The 21029-nt window shown below is 70.0% G+C and carries 15 protein-coding genes and 1 pseudogene; 10 read left to right on the top strand and 6 right to left on the bottom strand.

What is annotated here, in order from left to right; genetic code table 11:
• Positions 1-107: 107 nt before the first annotated feature.
• Together M1D55_RS13855 and M1D55_RS13860 are read left to right on the top strand one after the other, a co-directional pair.
• Positions 108-3296 carry a putative nucleotidyltransferase substrate binding domain-containing protein gene (locus M1D55_RS13855; protein WP_456282419.1) on the top strand — a complete coding sequence of 1063 codons (3189 nt, stop codon included), beginning with the start codon at positions 108-110 and terminating at the stop codon, positions 3294-3296.
• Positions 3185-5380, top strand: coding sequence for a hypothetical protein (locus M1D55_RS13860; protein WP_064575826.1), 2196 nt, complete (start codon positions 3185-3187; stop codon positions 5378-5380). The genes M1D55_RS13855 and M1D55_RS13860 overlap by 112 nt, the downstream gene beginning before the upstream one ends.
• A 194-nt stretch (positions 5381-5574) precedes the next feature.
• Here the strand turns inward: M1D55_RS13860 and M1D55_RS13865 are convergent.
• Positions 5575-6312, bottom strand: a pseudogene (locus M1D55_RS13865) (slipin family protein); the annotation flags it as partial.
• Positions 6309-7868, bottom strand: a complete 1560-nt coding sequence (locus M1D55_RS13870) for an NfeD family protein (protein WP_456282420.1) — start codon at positions 7866-7868, stop codon at positions 6309-6311. The gene M1D55_RS13870 and the pseudogene M1D55_RS13865, both read right to left, overlap by 4 nt.
• Positions 7869-8077: 209 nt before the next feature.
• On the opposite strand from M1D55_RS13870, the gene M1D55_RS13875 reads away from it, so the two are divergent.
• The 6 genes from M1D55_RS13875 to M1D55_RS13900 all read left to right on the top strand — a co-directional run bounded on the left by M1D55_RS13875 (position 8078) and on the right by M1D55_RS13900 (position 12547).
• Positions 8078-9334: a YbfB/YjiJ family MFS transporter gene (locus M1D55_RS13875; protein WP_440268233.1), complete on the top strand. Its 1257-nt coding sequence runs from the start codon at positions 8078-8080 to the stop codon at positions 9332-9334.
• Between the two features lie 122 nt (positions 9335-9456).
• A complete protein-coding gene (locus M1D55_RS13880) occupies positions 9457-10242 on the top strand; it encodes a class II aldolase/adducin family protein (RefSeq protein ID WP_064576130.1) in 786 nt (261 codons plus the stop codon).
• Between the two features lie 55 nt (positions 10243-10297).
• Positions 10298-10486, top strand: a complete 189-nt coding sequence (locus M1D55_RS13885; RefSeq protein ID WP_006578927.1) for a 4-oxalocrotonate tautomerase — start codon at positions 10298-10300, stop codon at positions 10484-10486.
• 88 nt (positions 10487-10574) lie between these two features.
• Positions 10575-11606, top strand: a complete 1032-nt coding sequence (locus tag M1D55_RS13890) for a threonine aldolase family protein (protein ID WP_006578928.1) — start codon at positions 10575-10577, stop codon at positions 11604-11606.
• A gap of 70 nt (positions 11607-11676) precedes the next feature.
• A complete protein-coding gene (locus M1D55_RS13895) occupies positions 11677-12264 on the top strand; it encodes an NUDIX hydrolase (RefSeq protein ID WP_006578929.1) in 588 nt (195 codons plus the stop codon).
• A gap of 55 nt (positions 12265-12319) precedes the next feature.
• Complete coding sequence (locus M1D55_RS13900; protein ID WP_006578930.1) at positions 12320-12547, top strand: sulfurtransferase TusA family protein; 228 nt, start codon at positions 12320-12322, stop codon at positions 12545-12547.
• Between the two features lie 67 nt (positions 12548-12614).
• Here the strand turns inward: M1D55_RS13900 and M1D55_RS13905 are convergent, their stop codons facing one another.
• From M1D55_RS13905 to M1D55_RS13920, 4 genes are all read right to left on the bottom strand, one after another.
• Entirely contained in the window at positions 12615-13043 is a 429-nt protein-coding gene (locus M1D55_RS13905; protein WP_231906425.1) for a HEPN domain-containing protein, read from the bottom strand.
• Positions 13040-13378 carry a nucleotidyltransferase domain-containing protein gene (locus M1D55_RS13910; protein ID WP_064576133.1) on the bottom strand — a complete coding sequence of 113 codons (339 nt, stop codon included), beginning with the start codon at positions 13376-13378 and terminating at the stop codon, positions 13040-13042. Before M1D55_RS13910 ends, M1D55_RS13905 begins: the two co-directional genes overlap by 4 nt.
• Positions 13379-13538: 160 nt before the next feature.
• Complete coding sequence (galU, locus tag M1D55_RS13915) at positions 13539-14408, bottom strand: UTP--glucose-1-phosphate uridylyltransferase GalU (RefSeq protein ID WP_006578933.1); 870 nt, start codon at positions 14406-14408, stop codon at positions 13539-13541.
• Between the two features lie 145 nt (positions 14409-14553).
• Positions 14554-17421, bottom strand: a complete 2868-nt coding sequence (locus M1D55_RS13920; RefSeq protein ID WP_064575832.1) for a valine--tRNA ligase — start codon at positions 17419-17421, stop codon at positions 14554-14556.
• Positions 17422-17790: 369 nt separating this feature from the next.
• On the opposite strand from M1D55_RS13920, the gene M1D55_RS13925 reads away from it, so the two are divergent.
• Positions 17791-18489, top strand: coding sequence for a TetR/AcrR family transcriptional regulator (locus tag M1D55_RS13925; RefSeq protein WP_172682429.1), 699 nt, complete (start codon positions 17791-17793; stop codon positions 18487-18489).
• 100 nt (positions 18490-18589) lie between these two features.
• Entirely contained in the window at positions 18590-20950 is a 2361-nt protein-coding gene (locus tag M1D55_RS13930; protein WP_064575835.1) for a UvrD-helicase domain-containing protein, read from the top strand.
• Positions 20951-21029 lie beyond the last annotated feature (79 nt).

Raw genomic sequence — 21029 nt, forward strand, 5'->3', positions numbered from 1 at the left:
GCCAACTGGTTGGCGGCGATGGCATCGCCTACCGTTCGCTGCGCCGCCGGTGTCCGCAGGCCGGTGGAGCGAACGACAAACGGAGCGGGTCCCGGAGGTCCATCGCCATGTTGAGCACCGTCGGCACACGTATCGGCACGCTGGTCCAGCTCGGGGCCGGCCTGGCGCGAGACATCGAGCGCGAGATTCAGAACAACCTGCAGCGCAACGGTCAGCGCGACCCCGGGCGCGACCCCGGGCGCGACATCGAGCCGCAAGCGCTGCGCGAAGCCGTCTTCGCCGGCGACCGGCGGCGGGTCAAGGATCTGCTGGCCGGCAGGCCCGCGTTGGCACGCACCGCCGACGACGAAGGGGACGCGCCGCTGCACTGGGCCGTGCGCGCCGCGGCGCGCCACGACGCCGACGATTGGCGCGTGATCGTGACCTGCCTGCTGGAGGCGGGCGCCGATGGCACGGCCAGGAACCGGCAGGGCTTGACGCCGCTCGAGCTCGCCGCGCAGGTGCCGTACGACCCGGCCGTGCTGGGCGTGCTGCGGGCCGGCGGTCCGCGTGCGGCGCAGCGCATCGCCACCGGCGTCAGCGATGCCACCGACGCTGCCGACGCCGAGGGCCGCATCGGCGAGGGCGGCGCCGCCGACCGCGACAGCATGACGGTCCAGCAAGGCCTGCAAGGCATCGCGGCCATGCTGCGCGCGCAAGTACCACCGGCGGGTGGCGAGGCGCGGCTGCTGCGCAAGCTGTCCGCGCTGTATCGGGACGCCGATGCCGACTGCGCCAAGGCCTGCCTGTCCTGCCTGCGCCTGCTGCTGCAGCGGTACCCGGCGCTGGACCAGACCCGCCGCGACGACATGGTCGCGTTGTACGAGGCGCTGGTGCGCGTGTGGATGCGCGGCAGCCATTGGAAGGAGGGCTTTTGCTACGCACATCATGCACGGCGCCTGCTGCCCGCCGGCGGGCGCGGTGGCGCGGTACTCGATGCGGCGATCGATCGGCTCGAAGCGGCGATGGTGCGCGAGCATCTGTCGCAGTGGGCGCCGCGGGCGCAGGTGTTGCTGCGCGCCGCGCTGTTCGATCTCGGCACGCACTGCGTGTCGAAAGCCTCGCCATTGCGCATGCTCGAGCGCGCGCATTGTCTGTTCCAGGCGCTCGCGCGCATGGAATCGCTGATGGCCGTGCACGGCATGGCGCTCGCGCCGGAGGAGGACCCGCGCGAGGCCCTGCCGACACGCCAACTGTCCGACGCGATCGCCACGGCGCTGGACAGCCTGCGCCGGACCGCCAAAGGCGCCGCCGAATTCATCGAGGTCGCGCAGCGTGTGCTGCTGCTGGCGGAATCGGCCGGCGCGATCGGCTTGCATGCGCATGGCGCGGCATGGTGCGACAGCGTGGTGCGCAACGTCGTGCAGGAGGAGTGCGTAGCCGCGCTCAAGAGCTACGACTGTGGCGCGCATCGGCGGATGGCGCAGACCTTGCGCAGCAGCGCGGCGGCAGTGGCGGCACCCGCGGAGCCGCCGCGGGCGCTGTGGCGCGCGCTGCGCGACAGCCTCGATGCGTTGCGGGCGCAGGCAGCGGCCGATCTGGCGCAAGCGGAACTGCCCGAGGCAAGCGATCGCGCGGCACTGTGCGATTGGCAGACCCCGCTGCCCATCGAGGCGTTGCAGGAACGGCTGACCGCGCGCTACAGGACGCTGGTCGCGCAGATCGCGCGCGCCTGCCGGCACTGGATGCTGGCCGAACCGCCGTGCGCGTTCGCGATCGTCGGGTTGGGCTCGATGAGCCGCGGCGACATGAGTCCGTACTCGGACTTCGAGTATGCGCTGCTGCTGGCCGAGCCCGCGCCGGCCGACAGCCTCGCGCAGGCATGGTTCATCCGGTTCCGGCGGCTGTTCGACCTGGCCGTCCGCAGTCTCGGCGAAACGGCGCCGGGCGCCGATCATCCGTTGCCGGCGCCGGGCGGATTCGAGGTCGATGCGGGCGTGCGCGTGGCAGCGTCGGCGCTGGCCTGGACCGGCACGCCGGAGCAGCTTGCCGACATGCTGCGCCAGCGCAGCGCGGCCAACGCCAACGCTCATCCGGATGCGGACCAGGGCCTGCACTTCTCGCTGCTGACGCCTTGCCTTGCGCATGGCGAGCCCGCACTGATGCAGCGGCTGTCGCTGGCGATGGCCGCTGTGCTGGACGTGCCGTTGCGCGTGGACGACCCCGGGCGGCTGTGCGCGCGCGAGGATCTGGCGCTGCGCCAGCTGCAGGCCGACATGATGCGGCTCGGCGACGCGGAGACGCATCATGCCGACAGCGGCGTCGACCTCAAGCATGGCTATCGGGGACCGCTGGTGCACACGCTGACCTCGCTGTCGCTGCTGTTCGGCCGCCATGAAACGCCGCCGCGCGCGGCGCTGGAACGGCTCGATGCGCTCAAGCGATTCTCGGCACCGTTCCTGGCGGACTGGCGCTGGGCCATGGCGGTGGTACAGACGCTGCGCTGGCGGCTGCAACTGCGGGCGCACCGGCGCGAGGAACTGGCCGATGCGGCATGGAGCCAGTCGGAGCGCCGCCTGCTGCAGGCCGTGCAGGACCGCGTGGTGGGGCCGCTGCGGGCGGCGCTGTCGATGCTCGCCGGCATCGGTCAGGTACCTGCGTGGCCGGTCGGCGAGGCGGTGCGTGCGCTGCGCCGGCTCGACGACTGCGATCCGGCGCTGCATCCGCTCCTGCTCGCTGCGGCGGCCCGGCCGCCGTCGCTGGAGACAACGCGAAGTGTGGCCGCCACGCTGGCGGTGCGGCGTGCGCCGGCAGCCGAAATGCGCCGTCATTACGAGGCCGCCATGGCAGCGGTGCCGCGCGAGGACGCTATGGGGCGCTGGGGCGTCTGGCGCGATGCGCTGTGCGCGGTGCCGGGCAACGAAGGCCGGATGCGCGCGCTCGGGATCGTGCCGTGGCCCGACGGCTGGCGCGCGCAATGGGCGGAACGGCAGGCCGCCTTTCGCGGACGGCTGGACGGCTGGCTGGTCGATGGCGGGAATCAGGCAAGGGCGGCGTGGGGCGCCGCATGGGACGCCGTGCAGGTGCGTGTGCTGGCGTCGCGGGCCATCGTGGAACGCACGCTGGCGCCGGAGATCGCGCGGCAGTTGTTCGACGAGCACGGCAATGTCCTGCCGAAGCCCGCCGGCCAGCGGGCACGCATCGCGTGCTGCCGGTCCGCTTCGAGGCGGACGGACGCGAGCACGTCTATTGGGTCAAGTTCGATGCGCAGGCGGCGGGCAGCGAGGCGATCTGGCATGCGCTGGACCGCCGCCTGACCGGTGGGCGGGGCATGCCGGCCAGCGTGCCGATGCAGCTGTGCAGCGGCACGCGGATCTTCGATGTGCAGGTCATCGAGGATGTCGCTGGCCGCTCGCTGGCACAGCTGCTGCGCGAGGAGCCCACCGCGTTGCGCGCGATCCATCCCGCCTCGTTCACGCGGGCGCTGCTGCGCGAACTGGCCGGCGGGCCCGGCGAGCAGGCCGGCGATCCAGCGGACGACCATGTCGTGGTCGAGCGCGGCTCCCGGCAACTGCTGAAGCGGATCGGCAACGGGCGGGCCGCGCTGGCCGCGATGGGGCTGGCCGCACCGGGGCAGAGCACGCTGCCGGTGCGCAGCCATCTGCTGTGCCTGGACCAGATGATGCAGCCGCTCGACCTTGCGGTGCTCGAGGAGGTGGGCCGGCTGCAGCCGGACGCGGTGCTGCGCGGCTGGCTCGAGGATGCGGCACGCCTGCAGCAGGACCTTGGGGCGTTGTTTGCCGGCGCGGACGGTGCAGGAGCGAACGAGATGTGGCCGCACGCGGGCCTGGTGGGGGCGATTCCGGCCGAGGCGCTGCCGGCGCTGCGCCAGCGTGTCGAGACCATCGTCGGCATGGCCGCCCTTGCCGCGCGCCTGCGCATTGCGCCCACCGGCATCGCATGGTTGCGCAGCCTCGAGCCGGAACTGGCGGCGCCCTATGTGGCGGCGTTCGAGCGCCATCCGGTGCGCGCCAGCGAGCCGGCGGCGCCAGCCTTGCGTTTTGCCTGTCTCGACGAGGCGCTTGCCCGCCGGAACGCGAATGGACGCTATGGCGCCACGGATGCGGCCACGCATGCCGCCCGCTTCGGTCTGACGGCGATCCATCCGCGGCCCGATCCGTTGCCGTGGCGGCCCGCCGATGCGATGCAGACCGCGCCGGGCGGCACCATGTCGGCCATCCGCGCGTTGTCGCGGCTGGCCCAATCTCCCGCGCGCGATCTCGCCGCGATCGTGCTCGGCGTGCTGAGCGGACGCGATGGCGCCGCGCGGACCTTCGCCGCGCTGCCGGCGCTGGCCGGCACGCCGCTGGCCTGCCTGGATCTGAGCCCCTTCGCCGGGGCGCTGACCGACGCGCTGCTGGAGACCCTGCTGGCCGGCACCGGCGCGTCGCTGCGTCGGCTGGACCTGAGCGGCTGCTCGCGGCTGACGCCGCAGGCGCTGCGTCACGTGCAGGCGTATGCGCCGGCGTTGCGTACGCTGGACGTGCGCGCGATGCGGATGCCGGGCGACTGGATGCCGGGCGAACCGACGCTGGCCGAGCGGGCCGCCGCGCCGCTGGTCGCGCAGCCCGGCCCGCCGCAATCGCCGCTGCTGCATCTGCCCGCGCTCGAGGCGCTCGATCTGCGCGACAACGGCGCGCTGCAGACCGTGCGGCTCGACGCGCCGGCGCTACGCGTGCTGCGGCTGGACGGCTGCGCGGCGCTGCGCGAACTGCGGCTCGATGGCGCACGGCGGCTGAGCTGGCTCGACGCGCGCGGATGCATCGCGTTGCCCGAGGCGGCGCTGCGCGCGCTGGCGCGCGACAACCCCGCGCTCGACGAGGTGCAGCTCGCGGGCTGCGGCCAGCTGCGCCATGCGGCGCTGTGCGAGGCGCATCCCTGGTTGCTGGCGTGGCCATGGGACGGCTGGACCGAACGTGGCCTCGCGCGGCTGCGCGAGTCGCTGTCCCGGCCCGACGGCGGCGCCTACCGGCCGATGCCGCGCTACGTGGTCCGGCAGGTCAACGAGTGGCTGCGCGAACGCGAACGGGCGGTGCAGGCGCTGAACCGGGTCTATCGCGACGCGAGCACGCCGCGGCGGCTGCGCGAGGCCGCCGAAGCGGCGCTGCTCGGCCGCGAAAGCGTGGCCCAGCGGGAGGCGGGCCAGGCCGCCGCCACGCTGATCGGCAATGCCACCGATTCGCAGCCGGCGCTGGGCATCGCCATGCTGCTGCCGGCGCTGTCTGCTGCCGGTAGCGAGGCCAGCCGCGCCGCCGCGGCGGCCGCGCTCGGCGGCCTGATTGCCATCCCTTCGCGCGACGATGTCGCGCGGTGGGCGCAGCGCGATGCCGCGTCGCGGTAGCGGTGCGGTAGCGGTACGGTAGTGGTGCGGTAGTGGTGCGGTAGCGGTGCGGGGCCGGCCGCGCCGGGTCAATGCGGCGGCTCGTTGCTGTCCGCCGCGCGGGTGGCGGGGCCCACTGCCGCGCCAGTACCCGCCGCCGCTGTCCCCGCCTTCGCGTCCGCGCCCGTTCCAGCGCCGACGCCACGCAGGTGCGGCCGCAACACCTCCATCATCTCGATCGGCACCGGAAACACGATGGTCGAGCTCCGATCGCCGGCGACCTGCGTCAGCGTCTGCAGATAGCGCAGCTGCATCGCCTGCGGCTGCCGGGACAGCATCTGCGCCGCCTCGAGCAGCTTTTCGGAGGCCTGCAGCTCGCCCTCGGCGTGGATCACCTTGGCGCGCCGCTCGCGCTCGGCCTCGGCCTGGCGCGCAATCGCCCGCACCATCGATTCGTTCAGGTCGACATGCTTGATCTCGACGTTGGAGACCTTGATGCCCCAGGCGTCGGTCTGCGCGTCCAGCACCTTCTGGATGTCCAGGTTCAGCTTCTCGCGTTCGGACAGCATCTCGTCCAGATCGTGCTTGCCGAGCACGGCGCGCAGCGTGGTCTGCGCGAGCTGGCTGGTGGCCTCGAGAAAGTTGGCCACCTGGATGATCGCGTTCTGCGGATCGACGACGCGGAAGTAGACCACCGCGTTGACCTTGACCGAGACGTTGTCGCGCGAGATCACGTCCTGGGCCGGCACGTCCATCACCACGGTGCGCAGGTCGACCCGCACCATCTGCTGGATCACCGGCAGCACCAGCACCAGCCCCGGTCCCTTGACGCGCCAGAAGCGGCCCAGCATGAACACCACGCCGCGTTCGTACTCGCGCAGCACGCGGAAGGCGGAGAAGATCAGCAGGGCCAGCAGGATGACGAGGGTGCCGGCGCTGAGGCTGAAGATCATGGTCGGTCTCCTTGTGGGGACGTGGGTGTCGTGGGCGACGTGGAAGAGGGCGGCGGTGGCCGCGCGGGCGATTCGTCCATGGGCACACCGTCGGCCGGCTCGACGTCGAGCACCAGCCCCTGGCGGCCGGTCACGCGCACGGCCTGGCCGGTCTGCAGCGGCGCCGCGCTGCGCACGCGCCAGCGTTCGCCCTGCACCTCGGCCCAGCCGTCATCGATGATGCGGCCGGCATTGCCGACCACGCGGGTGTCGGCGATCACCGCCGGCTGGCGGCGCGCGCGCACGGCGGCGGCAGACACGCCGAAGCTGAGCGCGGCGGCGGCCAGCGACAGCGTGCCGATCATCCACAGCGGCACGCCGAAGCCCGGGATGTCGGTGTCGATCAGCATCACGGCGCCCAGCGCGAACGCGACGATGCCGCCCAGGCCGAGCGCGCCGAAGCTCGGCAGGAAGGCCTCGGCGACCATGCAGCCGATGCCGAGCGCGATCAGCGCCAGCCCGGCGTAGTTGATCGGCAGCATCTGCAGCGCGAACAGCGCCAGCAGCAGGCAGATCGCGCCGGCCACGCCGGGCAGCACCATGCCGGGCGTGGAGAACTCGAAGATCAGCCCGTAGATGCCGATCATCATCAGGATCAGCGCGACGCTCGGTTCGGTCAGCACGGCCAGCAGCCGGTAGCGCCAGTCGGGTTCGAGCTCGACCACGCTGGCCTGCGCGGTGCGCAGCGTGCGCGACGCGCCGGCCGCGACCACGGCGCGCCCGTCGACCGCGCGCAGCAGCGCCGGCACGTCGGGCGCGATCAGGTCGACCACGCGCTGCGCCGCGGCCTCGTCGGCCGACAGGCTGACCGCCTCGCGCACCGCGCGCTCGGCCCATTCGGCATTGCGCCCGCGCAGCTGCGCCAGGCCGCGGATATAGGCGGCGGCATCGTGCAGTTGCTTGCGCTCGAGGGTGTCGAGCCTGTCGTCGTCCCTGCTGTCCTTGTCCTTGCGCTCCGAGGCGGCGCCGGCCGGCGCGCTGGCGGCGCCCGCGGAAGCCGGACCGCGGTCGGCCGGCCGCTCGGCGCGCTGGCGCCGCTCCAGCTCCCGTTCCCGCTCTCGCTCCGGACCGCCGATGCCGAGCCGCACCGGGCTGGCCGCGCCCAGATTGGTGCCCGGCGCCATCGCGGCCAGATGGCTCGCGTACAGGATGTAGGTGCCGGCGCTGGCGGCGCGGGCCCCGCCCGGATAGACATAGCCGAGCACCGGTACCGGGCTGGCCAGGATGTCCTGGATGATCTGCCGCATCGACGGGTCCAGGCCGCCGGGCGTGTCCATCTCCAGCACGATCAACTGGGCGCCGGCCTGGCGCGCCTGCTCGAAGCCGCGCCGCACGAAGCTGGCGCTGGCCGGGCCCACCGCGCCCTTGAGCGGAATCAGGTAGACCGGCGCGGCCGCCGCGGGCTGCGCGCGCGCACGGTCCGCCGTGCCGCCGGGCTGGGCCAGGGCCAGCGTCATGCCGACAATCAGCAGCAGGACGGCGGCGAGCCGCCGCGCGAAGCTTGCCTGGGCGTTCATGGGTCTGCGCTCGCGAAAGGCGAAAGGGGGGAGGGCCGGACATGGCGGTCACAGCCGTCCGAGGCACGTCGCGACCCGATTCCAGTGTAGGCGACACGACACCGCTTGCCCGGGACGGTGGCGTGGTCTTCGGGGCGGCGCCGTCGCGCCTTGCCGGCTGCGGGTACGATGGCGGGGTTGCCGACGCGCCAGAACGGAGAATCCGCATCGTGTCAGTCTCGCCCTCCCGCAATCCCGAGCTGGTCCACGGCGCGCTCGCCGGCAGCGAAGCCGGTCGCCCCGGCGCCTGGGCGGTCGCGCTCGGCGGCCTGGTCTCGCTGGCCGTCGCCATGGGCATCGGCCGCTTCGCCTTCACCCCCTTGCTGCCGATGATGCTGCACGACGGCAGCGTGACGCTGCACCAGGGCGGCTGGATCGCGACCTGGAACTACATCGGCTATTTCGCCGGCGCGCTGGCCTGCCTGCTGATCCGGCCCGATGCGGCGCGCATGGTGCGCTGGGGGCTGGCCGCCACCGTCGCGCTGACGCTGGCGATGGCGCTGCCGCTGGGCATGCTGTCGTGGTCGCTGTGGCGCGCCGCGGCCGGCGTCGCCAGCGCCTTCGTGCTGGTCTATACCGCGGCCTGGTGCATGCAGCGGCTGGCCGAGGCCGGCAAGCCGGCGCTCGGCGGCCTGATCTTCTGCGGACCGGGCATCGGCATCGTCGCCACCGGGGTATCGGCCTTCGGCATGGTCGGCATGGACTGGAGCGCGGCGTGGGGCTGGATCGCGTTCGGCGTGCTGGCGCTGCTGCTGGTCGCGGCCGTATGGCGCATCTTCCGGCCCGACGCGGCGCCCCGGGCCGGGGCGGCGCCGGCCTCGGCCACCGCCGCACCGGCCCGGATGGCGGCGATGTCGGGCGAGGCGTGGGCGCTGACCGTGGCCTACGGGCTGGCCGGCTTCGGCTACATCATCACCGCGACCTTCCTGCCGGTGATCGCGCGCGAGGCGATGCCCGGCTCACTGTGGGCGGACCTGTTCTGGCCGCTGTTCGGCGCCGCGGTGGCGCTCGGCGCGCTGACGGCCGTGCGCATCGGCGTGCGGCACGACAACCGCGTGCTGCTGGCGCTGGCCTATGGCATGCAGGCGACGGGCGTGGCAATCGCGGCGGTGTGGCCGACGCTGGCCGGCTTCGCGCTGAGCAGCCTGCTGGCCGGCTTGCCGTTCACCGCGCTGGTGCTGTTCGCCATGCACGAGGCGCGCCGGCTTGCCGGCGACCAGGCGCCGCGGCTGATCGGCCTGATGACCGCGGCCTACGGGCTCGGGCAGATCGTCGGGCCGCCGTTCGCGACCGCGCTGGTGGCCCGCACCGGCGGCTTTGCCGCGTCGCTGGCTGGAGCGGCACTGGCGCTGCTGGTCGGCGCGCTGATCTACCTGTGGCTGCGCCGGATCGCGCCGCTGCCGTCCGCCGCGGCGCCGCACGCCTGAGCCGGTCACCTGAGCCGGCTGGGGCGGTCCACGCGCCCGCGCGCTTCGGCTACAGTATCGCCTTCGCCGTCATCGGCGGCCGGCTTCCGGGCCGGCATCGCCGAACGCGCAAGGAGCCATCGATGTCCTTCGCCCTGCAACCCGCCCGCGCCACCGGCGCTTCCGCCAACGCTCCGGCCACCATGTCCGAAGCGGAGCGCACCATGCGCGTCGACCTCGCCGCGGCGTATCGGCTATGCGCGCAGGCCGGCTGGGACGACCTGATCTACACGCATATCTCGGCCACGGTGCCGGGCGAGCCGGACCACTTCCTGATCAATCCGTTCGGCCATGCGTTCGACGAGATCCGCGCATCGGACCTGGTCAAGATCAACGGGCGCGGCGAGGTCGTCGGCGACAGCCCGCATCCGGTCAACGTCACCGGGTTTGCGTTGCATGCGGCCGTGCACGCGGCGCGTCCGGACGCGGTCTGCGTGATGCACCTGCACAATACCGCGGGCGTCGCGGTATCGGCCCAGGCCGACGGGCTGCTGCCGCTGTCGCAGCATGCGATGCGCTTCCACGGCCGGCTCGCCTATCACGACTACGAGGGCCTGGCCTTCACGCCGGCCGAAGGCGCGCGGCTGACCGCCTCGCTGGGCGGCCATCCCGCGATGCTGCTGCGCAACCACGGCACCCTGACGGTCGGCCGTACCGTGGCCGAGGCCTATGTGCTGATGGCCACGCTGATCAAGGCCTGCGAAATCCAGCTCGGCGCGCTGACCGCGACGCGCGTGGTGCTGCCCACGGTCGAGGTCGCGACGCGGACCTCGGCGCAGCTCGACGACGGCGGCGCCGTCGAGGGCGCGCTGGAATGGCCGTCGCTGCTGCGCAAACTCGATAAAATCGATCCTTCCTATCGGGACTGACGGCCGCGGCCGCATCAGTCTGCGCACCATCCATCGATAACAACAGGAGCCATCCATGCCGACTTTCCACGTAGAGATGTTCGAGGGCCGCACCGTCGAGCAGAAGCGCAAGTTCGTCGAGGAAGTGACCCGTGTCACCTGCGAAACCCTCGGCTGTTCGGCCGGCGCGGTCGACATCATCATCACCGACGTCAAGCGCGAGAACTGGGCCACCGGCGGCGAGCTGTGGGCCGACAAGAAGTAACACGCGCAATCCTCGGCATCCTCGCCATCCTCGTTCCTTTCCCCGGGCATCCACGAACCGGCGCCTCGCGCCCCTGTACGGAACCGTCATGCAGCATTTCGCCTCGGACAACTACGCCGGCTTCTGCCCGGAATCGCTGAAGTACTTCCTCGAAGCCAACGGCAGCGGGCACGAGCAGGCCTACGGCGACGATTCGTGGACGCAGAAGGTCTGCGATCGGATCCGCGACCTGTTCCAGACCGACTGCGAAGTGTTCTTCGTGTTCAACGGCACCGCGGCCAATTCGCTGGCGCTGTCGGCACTGTGCCAGTCGTACCACTCGGTGATCTGCCACGAGCTGGCGCATATCGAGACCGACGAATGCGGCGGGCCGGAGTTCTTCTCCAACGGCTCGAAGCTGCTGACCGCGCCCGGCATGAACGGCAAGCTGACGCCGGACGCGGTCGAGGCGCTGGTCACGCGCCGCAACGACATCCACTATCCGAAGCCCAAGGTGGTATCGCTGACGCAATCGACCGAGGTCGGCACCGTCTATACCGTCGAGGAAGTGCGCGCGATCTCAGCGATCGCCAAGCGGCGGCAATTGCGGGTGCATATGGACGGCGCGCGCTTCGCGAACGCGGTGGCGTCGCTTGGCGTGCATCCGTCCGAGATCACCTGGCGCGCCGGCGTCGACGTGCTGTGTTTCGGCGGCACCAAGAACGGCCTGCCGGTCGGCGAGGCGGTGGTGTTCTTCGACCGCAAGCTGGCCGAGGACTTTGCCTACCGCGTCAAGCAGGCCGGCCAGCTGGCCTCGAAGATGCGCTTCATCTCGGCGCCGTGGCTGGGCCTGCTGGAGAACGACGTGTGGCTGGCCAACGCGCGCCATGCCAATGCGATGGCGCAGCTGCTGCACGATCGCATCGCCAGCATTCCGGGCGTGCGGATCATGTTCCCGACCCAGGCCAATGCCGTGTTCGCCGAGCTGCCGCTGCCGGCGATCGAGGCGCTGCGCGCGCGCGGCTGGCGCTTCTATACGTTCATCGGCGCCGGCGGCTGCCGCTTCATGTGCTCGTGGGATCTGCAGCCCGAGACCGTCGAGGCGCTGGCGGCGGACATGCGGGCGGTCTGCGCCGCATGATCGCCGCCTGAATCCGGCGCCTCGCGCCATCGAACAGCCATCAGCGCAAACCGCAAACAGGAATCGAGCCATGCCCTCCTATCGCTACTGTCCCCATTGCGGCACGCCGCTGATGGCGCTGCCGATGTCCGGGCGCGAACGCATGGCCTGCGTGCAGGACGATTGCCATTTCGTCCAGTGGGACAACCCGCTGCCGGTGCTGGCCGCGGTCGTCGAGTACGAGGGCAAGCTGCTGCTGGCGCGCAATGCCGCGTGGCCGGCGTCGATGTACGCGCTGGTCACCGGTTTTCTGGAGCGCGACGAGACGCCGGAGGCCGGCGTGGCGCGCGAGCTGAAGGAAGAGACCAATCTCGACGCGCAGTCGGTGTCGCTGATCGGCGTCTACGAATTCATGCGCAAGAACGAGCTGATCATCGCCTACCACGTGCGTGCCACCGGCACCATCGCGCTGTCCGAGGAACTGGCCGACTACAAGCTGGTGGCCCCCGAAAAGATGCGGATCTGGAATGCCGGCACCGGCTTCGCGGTGGCCGACTGGCTGGCCGCGCGCGGCTATCCGGTGCGCTTCTTCGACCGCCAGACCGGCGAGGACATCCCCGACCCGCGCGAAGCCGCCCGGGCGGCGGGGGCGGGCGCGACGCTACAATACCGGCCATGAAGCCTCACGGAAGGCTTGCCGACATCGCCCATACCAAGGAAGCAAGGAAGAGACCATGGAGTTCCAGAAGGAAGTGGACGCGCGCGGGCTGAACTGCCCGCTGCCGATTTTGCGGACCAAGAAGGCGCTGGCCGATATGGCGAGCGGAGAAGTGCTGAAGGTGCTGGCCACCGATCCCGGCGCGACCCGCGACTTCCAGGCCTTCGCCAAGCAGACCGGCAACGAACTGCTGTCGCACCAGGAGGTCGACAAGGTCTTCGTGTTCTACATGAAGCGCCGGTAAGCAGACCGCGTTGCAGACGACAAAGCCGCCCTCGGGCGGCTTTTGTTTTGCCATTCGACGGCCCAGGTCACCTGGCCTTTGCCTGGCCATCCTCGAAGCCCGCCGACGGAAATGCGGCGCGCATGGCGCCCACGAACAATTCCGCTTGGCCAACGAGTTCCGCGGCGTCGGCCAGTTCGACCGAGTTGCTCTTGTAGTCGGCCACCAAGCGGACTTCCTCGGCCCGTTTCAGCAAACGCCCCATCTCCTTCGGTATCGGCCCATGCTTGATCAGGTGCTCGCCGAAGGCCTTGATCAGACCGCTGTGCGTTTTGCCGATGTCGGCCCTTACCGCGGCGCCGGAGGCCAGCAGCGCGGCTCGAGCTGCGTCGAACATGGCGTAGTAGGCGCGGTTGCATGCTCCGTCCATGTCGCCCAGCTCCAGCAGCGCGCGGGCCGATGCGCAGGCACGATCTGCCTTTGCCATCAATGTGGCAGGCGTCAGTTTTCCGTTCACAGGCGGACACCTTCGGCCGCGATGTTCCGCAGCAGGGCCGGATTGTCGTACGCCTCAGGATGCTCCCACTCGTCCAGCCAGACCGGTAACGGCGAAATATTGACGCCCGTTTCGAGCAGGACATCGAAGGCCACGTCCGCCATCGCCAGTTTGGTTGGCAGAAATCGTTGATGTTCGCCGGCGAGAAGAACGGCTACATCGGCATCGCTGTCCGGGCGGTGCGTGCCACGTGCGCGGCTGCCGTACACGATGGCGCCCGCGGTCGGATAACGGCGGGATATCAGGCGCAGGAAGTGCCGGACGGCGGCTTCGGTGTCATGGTCGAGGCGATTCACGAGGGGCTCCCACGGCAAATACTGCTCGCATACCGCAGCCATGATAGTGCAATGCCATCCGCTGGACCATATGGCCCATGGGTGGGGCGACAGCATGCGCTGCCGCCCTTGCGCGTCCCTTGTGCCACGGCGGCCGGGACAACGCTGACTTGCGATTCGTTCAGATCCGCTCGCGCAGATAGCTGCCGAACTCGTCGCGGACCTCGGGATGCTTCAGCGCGAATTCGACCATCGCCTTCAGGTAGCCGAGCTTGCTGCCGCAGTCGTAGCGCACGCCCTGGTAGCGGTAGGCCAGCACCTGTTCCTGGCCCAGCAGCGACTGGATCGCGTCGGTCAGCTGGAATTCGCCGCCGGCGCCGGGCTTCAGGTTGCGGATATGTTCGAAGATGCGCGGCGTCAGGATGTAGCGGCCGACCACGCCCAGGTTCGACGGTGCCACTTCCGGATCCGGCTTCTCGACGATGCCGGCGACCTTGATCACGCCTTCGTCCCACTCGCGGCCGTCGACCACGCCGTAAGATTTACTTTGCTCGGGTGCAATTTCTTCCACACCGAGGATCGAGCAGTTGTAATGGTTGTAGAGGTCGACCATCTGCTTCATCACCGGCGGCTGGCCGTCGAGCAGGTCGTCGGCCAGCATCACGGCGAACGGGGTGTCGCCGACCAGCTTCTCGGCGCACAGCACCGCATGGCCCAGACCGAGCGCCTCGGGCTGGCGCACATAGAAGCATTCCACATGCGACGGCTTGATCGAGCGGACGACCTCGAGCAGTGCCTGCTTGTTCTTCGCCTCCAGCTCGACCTCGAGCTCGTAGGCCTTGTCGAAATGGTCCTCGATCGCACGCTTGGAGCGGCCCGTCACGAAGATCATCTCCGTGATGCCGGCAGCCATCGCCTCTTCGACCGCATACTGGATCAGCGGCTTGTCCACCACGGGCAGCATTTCCTTGGGGCTCGCCTTGGTAGCGGGCAGGAAACGGGTGCCGAGCCCGGCTACCGGGAATACGGCCTTGGTGACGCGGGTTTCCATAAAAGAGGCTCCTTCTCAGTTTTGATGTCGTCAACCTTGCCTCAAAGCAAGGCGCATGCCCTGAACCACGTTGCCGGCCTCGAGGCCGCCCGGACACCGACATCGAGATCGCCGCCGACGCCGTCACCGGCGCAGGCGGCCAACCTCATGCCGGTAGCCGTTGCAACTGGTCCTGCAGCTTGGCCAGCGTCTGCTCGAAGTCGGCCAGCCGCTGGTTTTCCTGTTCGACCACCGCGGCCGGCGCCTTGGCCACGAAGCTCTCATTGGCCAGCTTGCCGCGGGCCTTGGCGATCTCGCCGCCGATGCGCTGGATCTCCTTGCCCAGACGGACGCGTTCGGCGGCAATGTCGATCTCGATCTTCAGCAGCAGATGACTGCCGCCGACGATGGCGACCGGTGCACCGGCGCCTTCGGTCATCAAGGTCTGCTCGTCTTCGAAGACGCGAACCTCGGAAAGTTTCGCCAGCGCCTGGATATAGTCCTTCGCCGCGTGCAGGAACGTGTTGTCGCCGTGCGCGTACAGCGGGATCCGCTGCGCCGGCGAGATGTTCATTTCGCCGCGCAGATTGCGGCAGGCATCGACCATCGCCTTGAGCTGCGCGACCCAGGCCTCGGCCGTTTCGTCGATCTTCGCGGCGGCCGCCAGCGGGTAGGGCTGCAGCGCGATCGATTCGCTGCCGTCGCCCTTGCCGCGGCCGGCCAGCGGACCGACCTTCTGCCACAGTTCCTCGGTGATGAACGGGATGATCGGATGGGCGAGCCGCAGCACGGTCTCGAGCACGCGCAGCAGCGTGCGGCGCGTGGCGCGCTGCTGCGCCGGCGTGCCGTTCTGGATCTGCACCTTGGCCAGCTCCAGATACCAGTCGCAGTACTCGTCCCAGACGAACTTGTAGATCGCGTTGGCGATATTGTCGAAGCGGTATTCGGCGAAGCCCTTGTCGACCTCGGCCTCGACCCGCTGCAGCAGCGACACGATCCAGCGGTCGGCCTGCGAGAAGTCCAGATAGCCGTCCGGGCCGCAGTCCTGGTTGCACGGTCCCATGCCGCAGTCGTGCCCCTCGGTGTTCATCAGCACGAAGCGGGTCGCGTTCCACAGCTTGTTGCAGAAGTTGCGGTAGCCCTCGCAGCGGCCGGTGTCGAAGTTGACGTTGCGGCCCAGCGTGGCCAGCGAGGCGAAGGTGAAGCGCAGCGCGTCGGCGCCGAAGGCCGGAATGCCGTTGGGGAATTCCTTCTTCGTCTTGGCCTCGATCTTCGGCGCATCCTTGGGCCGGCGCAGGCCGGTGGTGCGCTTCTTCAGCAGTTCGGGCAGCTCGATGCCGTCGATCAGGTCGACCGGGTCGAGCGTGTTGCCCTCGGACTTGCTCATCTTCTTGCCTTCGAAGTCGCGCACCAGGCCGTGCACGTACACGTCCTTGAACGGGACCTGGCCGGTGAAGTGCTTGGTCATCATGACCATGCGCGCGACCCAGAAGAAGATGATGTCGTAGCCGGTGACCAGCACCGACGACGGCAGGAAGTGCTGCAGCTCGGGCGTCTGCTCGGGCCAGCCCAGCGAGGAGAACGGCACCAGCGCCGACGAGAACCAGGTGTCGAGCACGTCCTCGTCGCGGCGCAGCGTTCCTTCGAAGCCGGCCGCCCGCGCCTGCGCGCGCGCTTCCTCTTCGGTGCGCGCGACATAGCAGTTGCCGGCCTCGTCGTACCAGGCCGGGATCTGGTGGCCCCACCACAGCTGGCGCGAGATGCACCAGTCCTGGATATTGGCCAGCCACTGGTTGTAGGTGCTGACCCAGTTTTCGGGGATCAGGCGGATCTCGCCGCTCTGCACGGCATCGAGCGCGACCTCGGCGATCGAGCGGCCGGGGTAGAAGGTGCCCTCGGGCGCCGGCTTGCTCATCGCGACGAACCACTGGTCGGTCAGCATCGGCTCGATCACGCTGCCGGTGCGCTCGCTCTTGGGCGTCATCAGCTTGTGCTTCTTGACCTCGGCCAGCAGGCCCTGGGCGTCGAGGTCGGCGACGATGCGGCGGCGCGCCTCGAAACGGTCCAGGCCGACGTATTGCGCCGGCGCGTTGTCGGCGATCTTCGCGTCGAGCGTCAGCACGGACAGCTGCGGCAGCTGGTGGCGCAGGCCCACCGCATAGTCGTTGAAGTCATGGCCCGGCGTGACCTTGACCACGCCGGTACCGAACTCGCGGTCGACGTAGTCGTCGGCGATCACCGGGATCTCGCGATCGGTCAGCGGCAGTTTGGCCATCTTGCCGATCAGGTGCGCGTAGCGCTCGTCCTCGGGATGGACCATCAGCGCGACGTCGCCCAGCATCGTTTCCGGACGCGTGGTGGCGACCGTCAGATGGGTCAGGCCGGTGCGCGTGTCCGCCTCGACCAGCGGATAGCGGATATGCCAGAGCGAGCCTTCCTCCTCGACGCTCTCGACCTCCAGATCCGACACGGCGGTGCCCAGCACCGGGTCCCAGTTGACCAGCCGCTTGCCCCGGTAGATCAGCCCCTGCTCGTGCAGCCGCACGAACACTTCGGTGACCACGCGCGACATCTTCGGGTCCATCGTGAAATATTCGCGGCTCCAGTCGATCGACGCGCCCATGCGCCGCACCTGCCGCGTGATGGTCGAGCCCGACTCCTCCTTCCAGGCCCATACCTTCTCGACGAAGGCCTCGCGGCCGAGGTCGTGCCGCGAGACGCCCTGCGCGTCGAGCTGGCGCTCGACCACGATCTGCGTGGCGATGCCGGCGTGGTCGGTGCCCGGCACCCACAGCGTGTTGGCGCCCCGCATGCGCGCGTGGCGCGCCAGGCCGTCCATGATGGTCTGGTTGAACGCGTGTCCCATGTGCAGCGTGCCGGTGACGTTGGGCGGCGGCAGCTGGATGGCGAAATCGGGCCGGTCCGGGTCGAGGGTGGGCTTGGCGATGCCCCGTTTTTCCCACTCGGGGCCCCATTTGGCCTCGATGGCGGCGGGTTCGAAGCTCTTGGCTAGGGACTGGTCTTGGGCGGTCATGCTGGGATGTCGATCGATGCGTGAAGGCCGTGCGAGCCGGTGCGGCTCTTGCGGTCTGGTGCGCGCCTGCAGGGCGCGGCCAAAGGGAGACAAGCCCTAAATTATAGGGGAGCCCGCTCGGTGACGCCCAAAATGCCCATGCGGGGCGCGCCTGCCCGCCGCGCGCCGCCTCGTATCCACCGCAGGACGAACCGCAGTATGGCGGCTTCGCGGCGGCCGATGCGTTCGCTAGAGCACGGTCGCGGCACGCCGCGGGGCCTATCGTCTGCGTTGGGGGCTCGGGCAGGGGACGCCGCATGGCGGTCCGGGCGGGTTGCCGGGGCGCGGGCGGGCCCGGCGGTGCAGTCGGCCGACGGCCGGGTCGTGGACATGAACCAGAACGAAAACGAACACAATCAGGGAGGCGCCGCCGGCCACAGCCTGGCGCCGCTGCTGCTGCGCCTGCGCCGGGCTCCGGTGCGGGCGCGCGGCCGGGTCACCTTCGAACGCATTCTCGATACCACCGCGTCGCTGCTGGACGAGGTCGGCGTCGAGCGAATCACCACCAATCTGATCGCCAGCCGCGCGGGCATCAATATCGCCACGCTGTACAAGTACTTTCCGAACAAGCTGTCGGTCATCAACGCGCTGTTCGAGCACCAGATGCGCCAGCGCGCCGCCGATTCGCTGTCGGTGCTGCCGTCGGCGGGGACGGTGGCGGACTGGCGCGCCGTGGTCGATGCGGTGTTCGACCAGGTGCGCAGCGCGCGCAGCCGCCAGCCGGGCAGCATCGCGCTGCGCCGGGCGATGCAGTCGTCGCCGGAACTGCGCCGGATCCACGATGCCACCAGCCGCGAGGTCGCCGAACTGCTGGCGCGCTGGCTGATGCAGAACCAGCAGGTGGCCGAGGACGACGCACGGCTGACCGCGCGCTGCGCGATCGAGGTGCTGACCGCGCTGATGGACCTGGGCGAGGGCGAGGACGAGGCCGTGCGCGAGCGCATCCACGGCGAGGCCCGGCGCCTGTTGAAGGCCTGCCTGGCGCCGTGCTTCGAGCCGCGGGAGCGCGACGGCGCCGCGGTGCCATAGGGCACAGGGCAGGGCCGGGGCCGGCGCGACGGGCAGGGGACCCGAGGGTCCGGGGAAGGTCGCGCCGTTATAATGGCCCGATTCCTCAAGGCCCCTCCCGATGTCCGACCTGCTTGCCAATCTGAACGCCGAACAACTTGCCGCCGTCACGCTGCCGGACGAACCGGCGCTGATCCTGGCGGGCGCGGGCAGCGGCAAGACGCGGGTGCTGACCACGCGCATCGCGTGGCTGATCCAGAACGGCCGGGTGTCGCCTGCGGGCATCCTGGCGGTGACCTTCACCAACAAGGCCGCCAAGGAGATGCAGACGCGGCTGTCGTCGATGCTGCCGATCAATACGCGCGGCATGTGGATCGGCACCTTCCACGGGCTGTGCAACCGCATGCTGCGCGCGCATTTCCGCGATGCCGGCCTGCCGCAGACCTTCTCGATCCTCGACAGCCAGGACCAGCTGTCCGCGCTCAAGCGCCTGCTGAAGTCGCTGAACGTAGACGACGAGAAGTACCCGGCCAAGAACCTGCAGTACTTCATCAACAGCGCGAAGGAGCAGGGCCTGCGCGCGGCCGACGTCGAGGCCAACGACGACTTCAACCGCCGCTTCGTCGATCTGTATGCCGCCTACGACGAGCAGTGCCAGCGCGAGGGCGTGGTCGATTTCGCCGAGCTGCTGCTGCGCTGCTACGAGCTGCTGCGCTACAACGACGCGATCCGCCAGCACTATCAGCACCGCTTCCGCCACGTGCTGGTCGACGAGTTCCAGGACACCAACGTGCTGCAGTACCAGTGGCTGAAGCTGCTGGCGGGCTTCGGCACCGGCAATGCCGCGGCGGTGTTCGCGGTCGGCGACGACGACCAGAGCATCTACGCGTTCCGCGGCGCCAATGTCGGCAACATGCGCGACTTCGAGCACGAATTCCGCGTGCGCCATCTGATCAAGCTCGAGCAGAACTACCGCTCGCACGGCCATATCCTCGACTCGGCCAACCACCTGATCGCCCACAATGCGCGCCGGCTCGGCAAGAACCTGCGTACCGACGCGGGCCATGGCGAGCCGGTGCGGGTGTTCCAGGCCGGCACCGACGGGCAGGAGGCCAGCTGGCTGGTCGAGGAGATCCGCGACCAGATCGCGCAGGGGGCCAGCCGCGCGGAGATCGCGATCCTCTATCGCAGCAACGCGCAGTCGCGCGTGATCGAGCACGCGCTGTTCTCGTCCGGCATTCCGTACCGCGTCTATGGCGGCCTGCGCTTCTTCGAGCGAGCCGAGGTCAAGCACGCGCTGGCCTATCTGCAGCTGCTGGAGAATCCGCGCAACGACGCCGCCTTCGCCCGTGTGGTCAACTTCCCGGCCCGCGGCATCGGCGCGCGCTCGATCGAGTCGCTGCAGGACGCCGCGCGGCAGTACAACTGCGCGCTGTCGGAGGCGGTCGCCTATGTCGCCGGCGCGGCCGGCGGCAAGCTGGCGTCGTTCGTCCGGCTGATCGACCAGATGCGCTTCGAGACCCGGCAGATGACGCTGGCCGAGACCGTCGAATACGTGATCAATACCAGCGGGCTGATCACGCATTACCAGGCCGAGAAGGAAGGCCAGGACCGCATCGAGAACCTGCGCGAACTGGTGACCGCGGCGCAGGCCTTCGTGGTCGAGGAGGGCTACGGCCTCGACGCGCCGGCCAACGCGATCCCGGTCAGCCGCCGGCAGAGCCTCGATCGTCCGCTGCCCGCGCTGGCCGAGGGCGACCAGGAGCAGCAGGTGCTGGACCCCGAGGCGCTGCCCGAGGTGATGACGCCGCTGGTCGCCTTCCTGACCCACGCGTCGCTGGAGGCCGGCGACAACCAGGCCCAGGCCGGCCAGGACGCGGTGCAGATGATGACCGTGCACGCGGCCAAGGGCCTCGAATTCAATGTGGTGTTCATCACCGGACTCGAAGAAGGGCTGTTCCCGCACGAGAACAGCATGCTCGACGCCGATGGCCTCGAGGAAGAGCGCCGGCTGATGTACGTGGCGATCACGCGGGCGCGCGAGCGGCTGTATCTGTCGTTCGCGCAGAGCCGCGTGCTGCATGGCCAGGTGCGCTACCACATCCGCTCGCGCTTCTTCGACGAGTTGCCCGAGGGCGCGCTGAAGTGGCTGACGCCGCCGGCGCAGAGCTACGGCGCGCAGCGGCGCCAGTCATCGGAAAGCGCGTGGGGCCGCGACTGGTACAAGCGCGCCGAGGACGTGCCCTATACCGGCAGCCGCTCGACCGGCGGCATGGACACCGGCAACGGCTACGCCGACCAGAAGCGGCAGGCCGAATCGGGCTGGCGCATCGGCCAGCAGGTCTTCCACAACAAGTTCGGCGAGGGCGTGATCAAGGCGCTGGAAGGCGAGGGCGCCGACGCGCGCGCCAACATCGAATTCAAGCGCCACGGCGCCAAGTGGCTGGCGCTGTCGGTGGCGAAGCTGGACGCGATCGATTGAGATGGGGGCGGGCGGGCGTCGCTTGCCCTCTCCCCCGGCTCCTCTCCGCGCAAGCGGGAGAGGGGAGCAAGCATGAGGT

The organism is Cupriavidus sp. JZ107 (assembly GCF_053903255.1).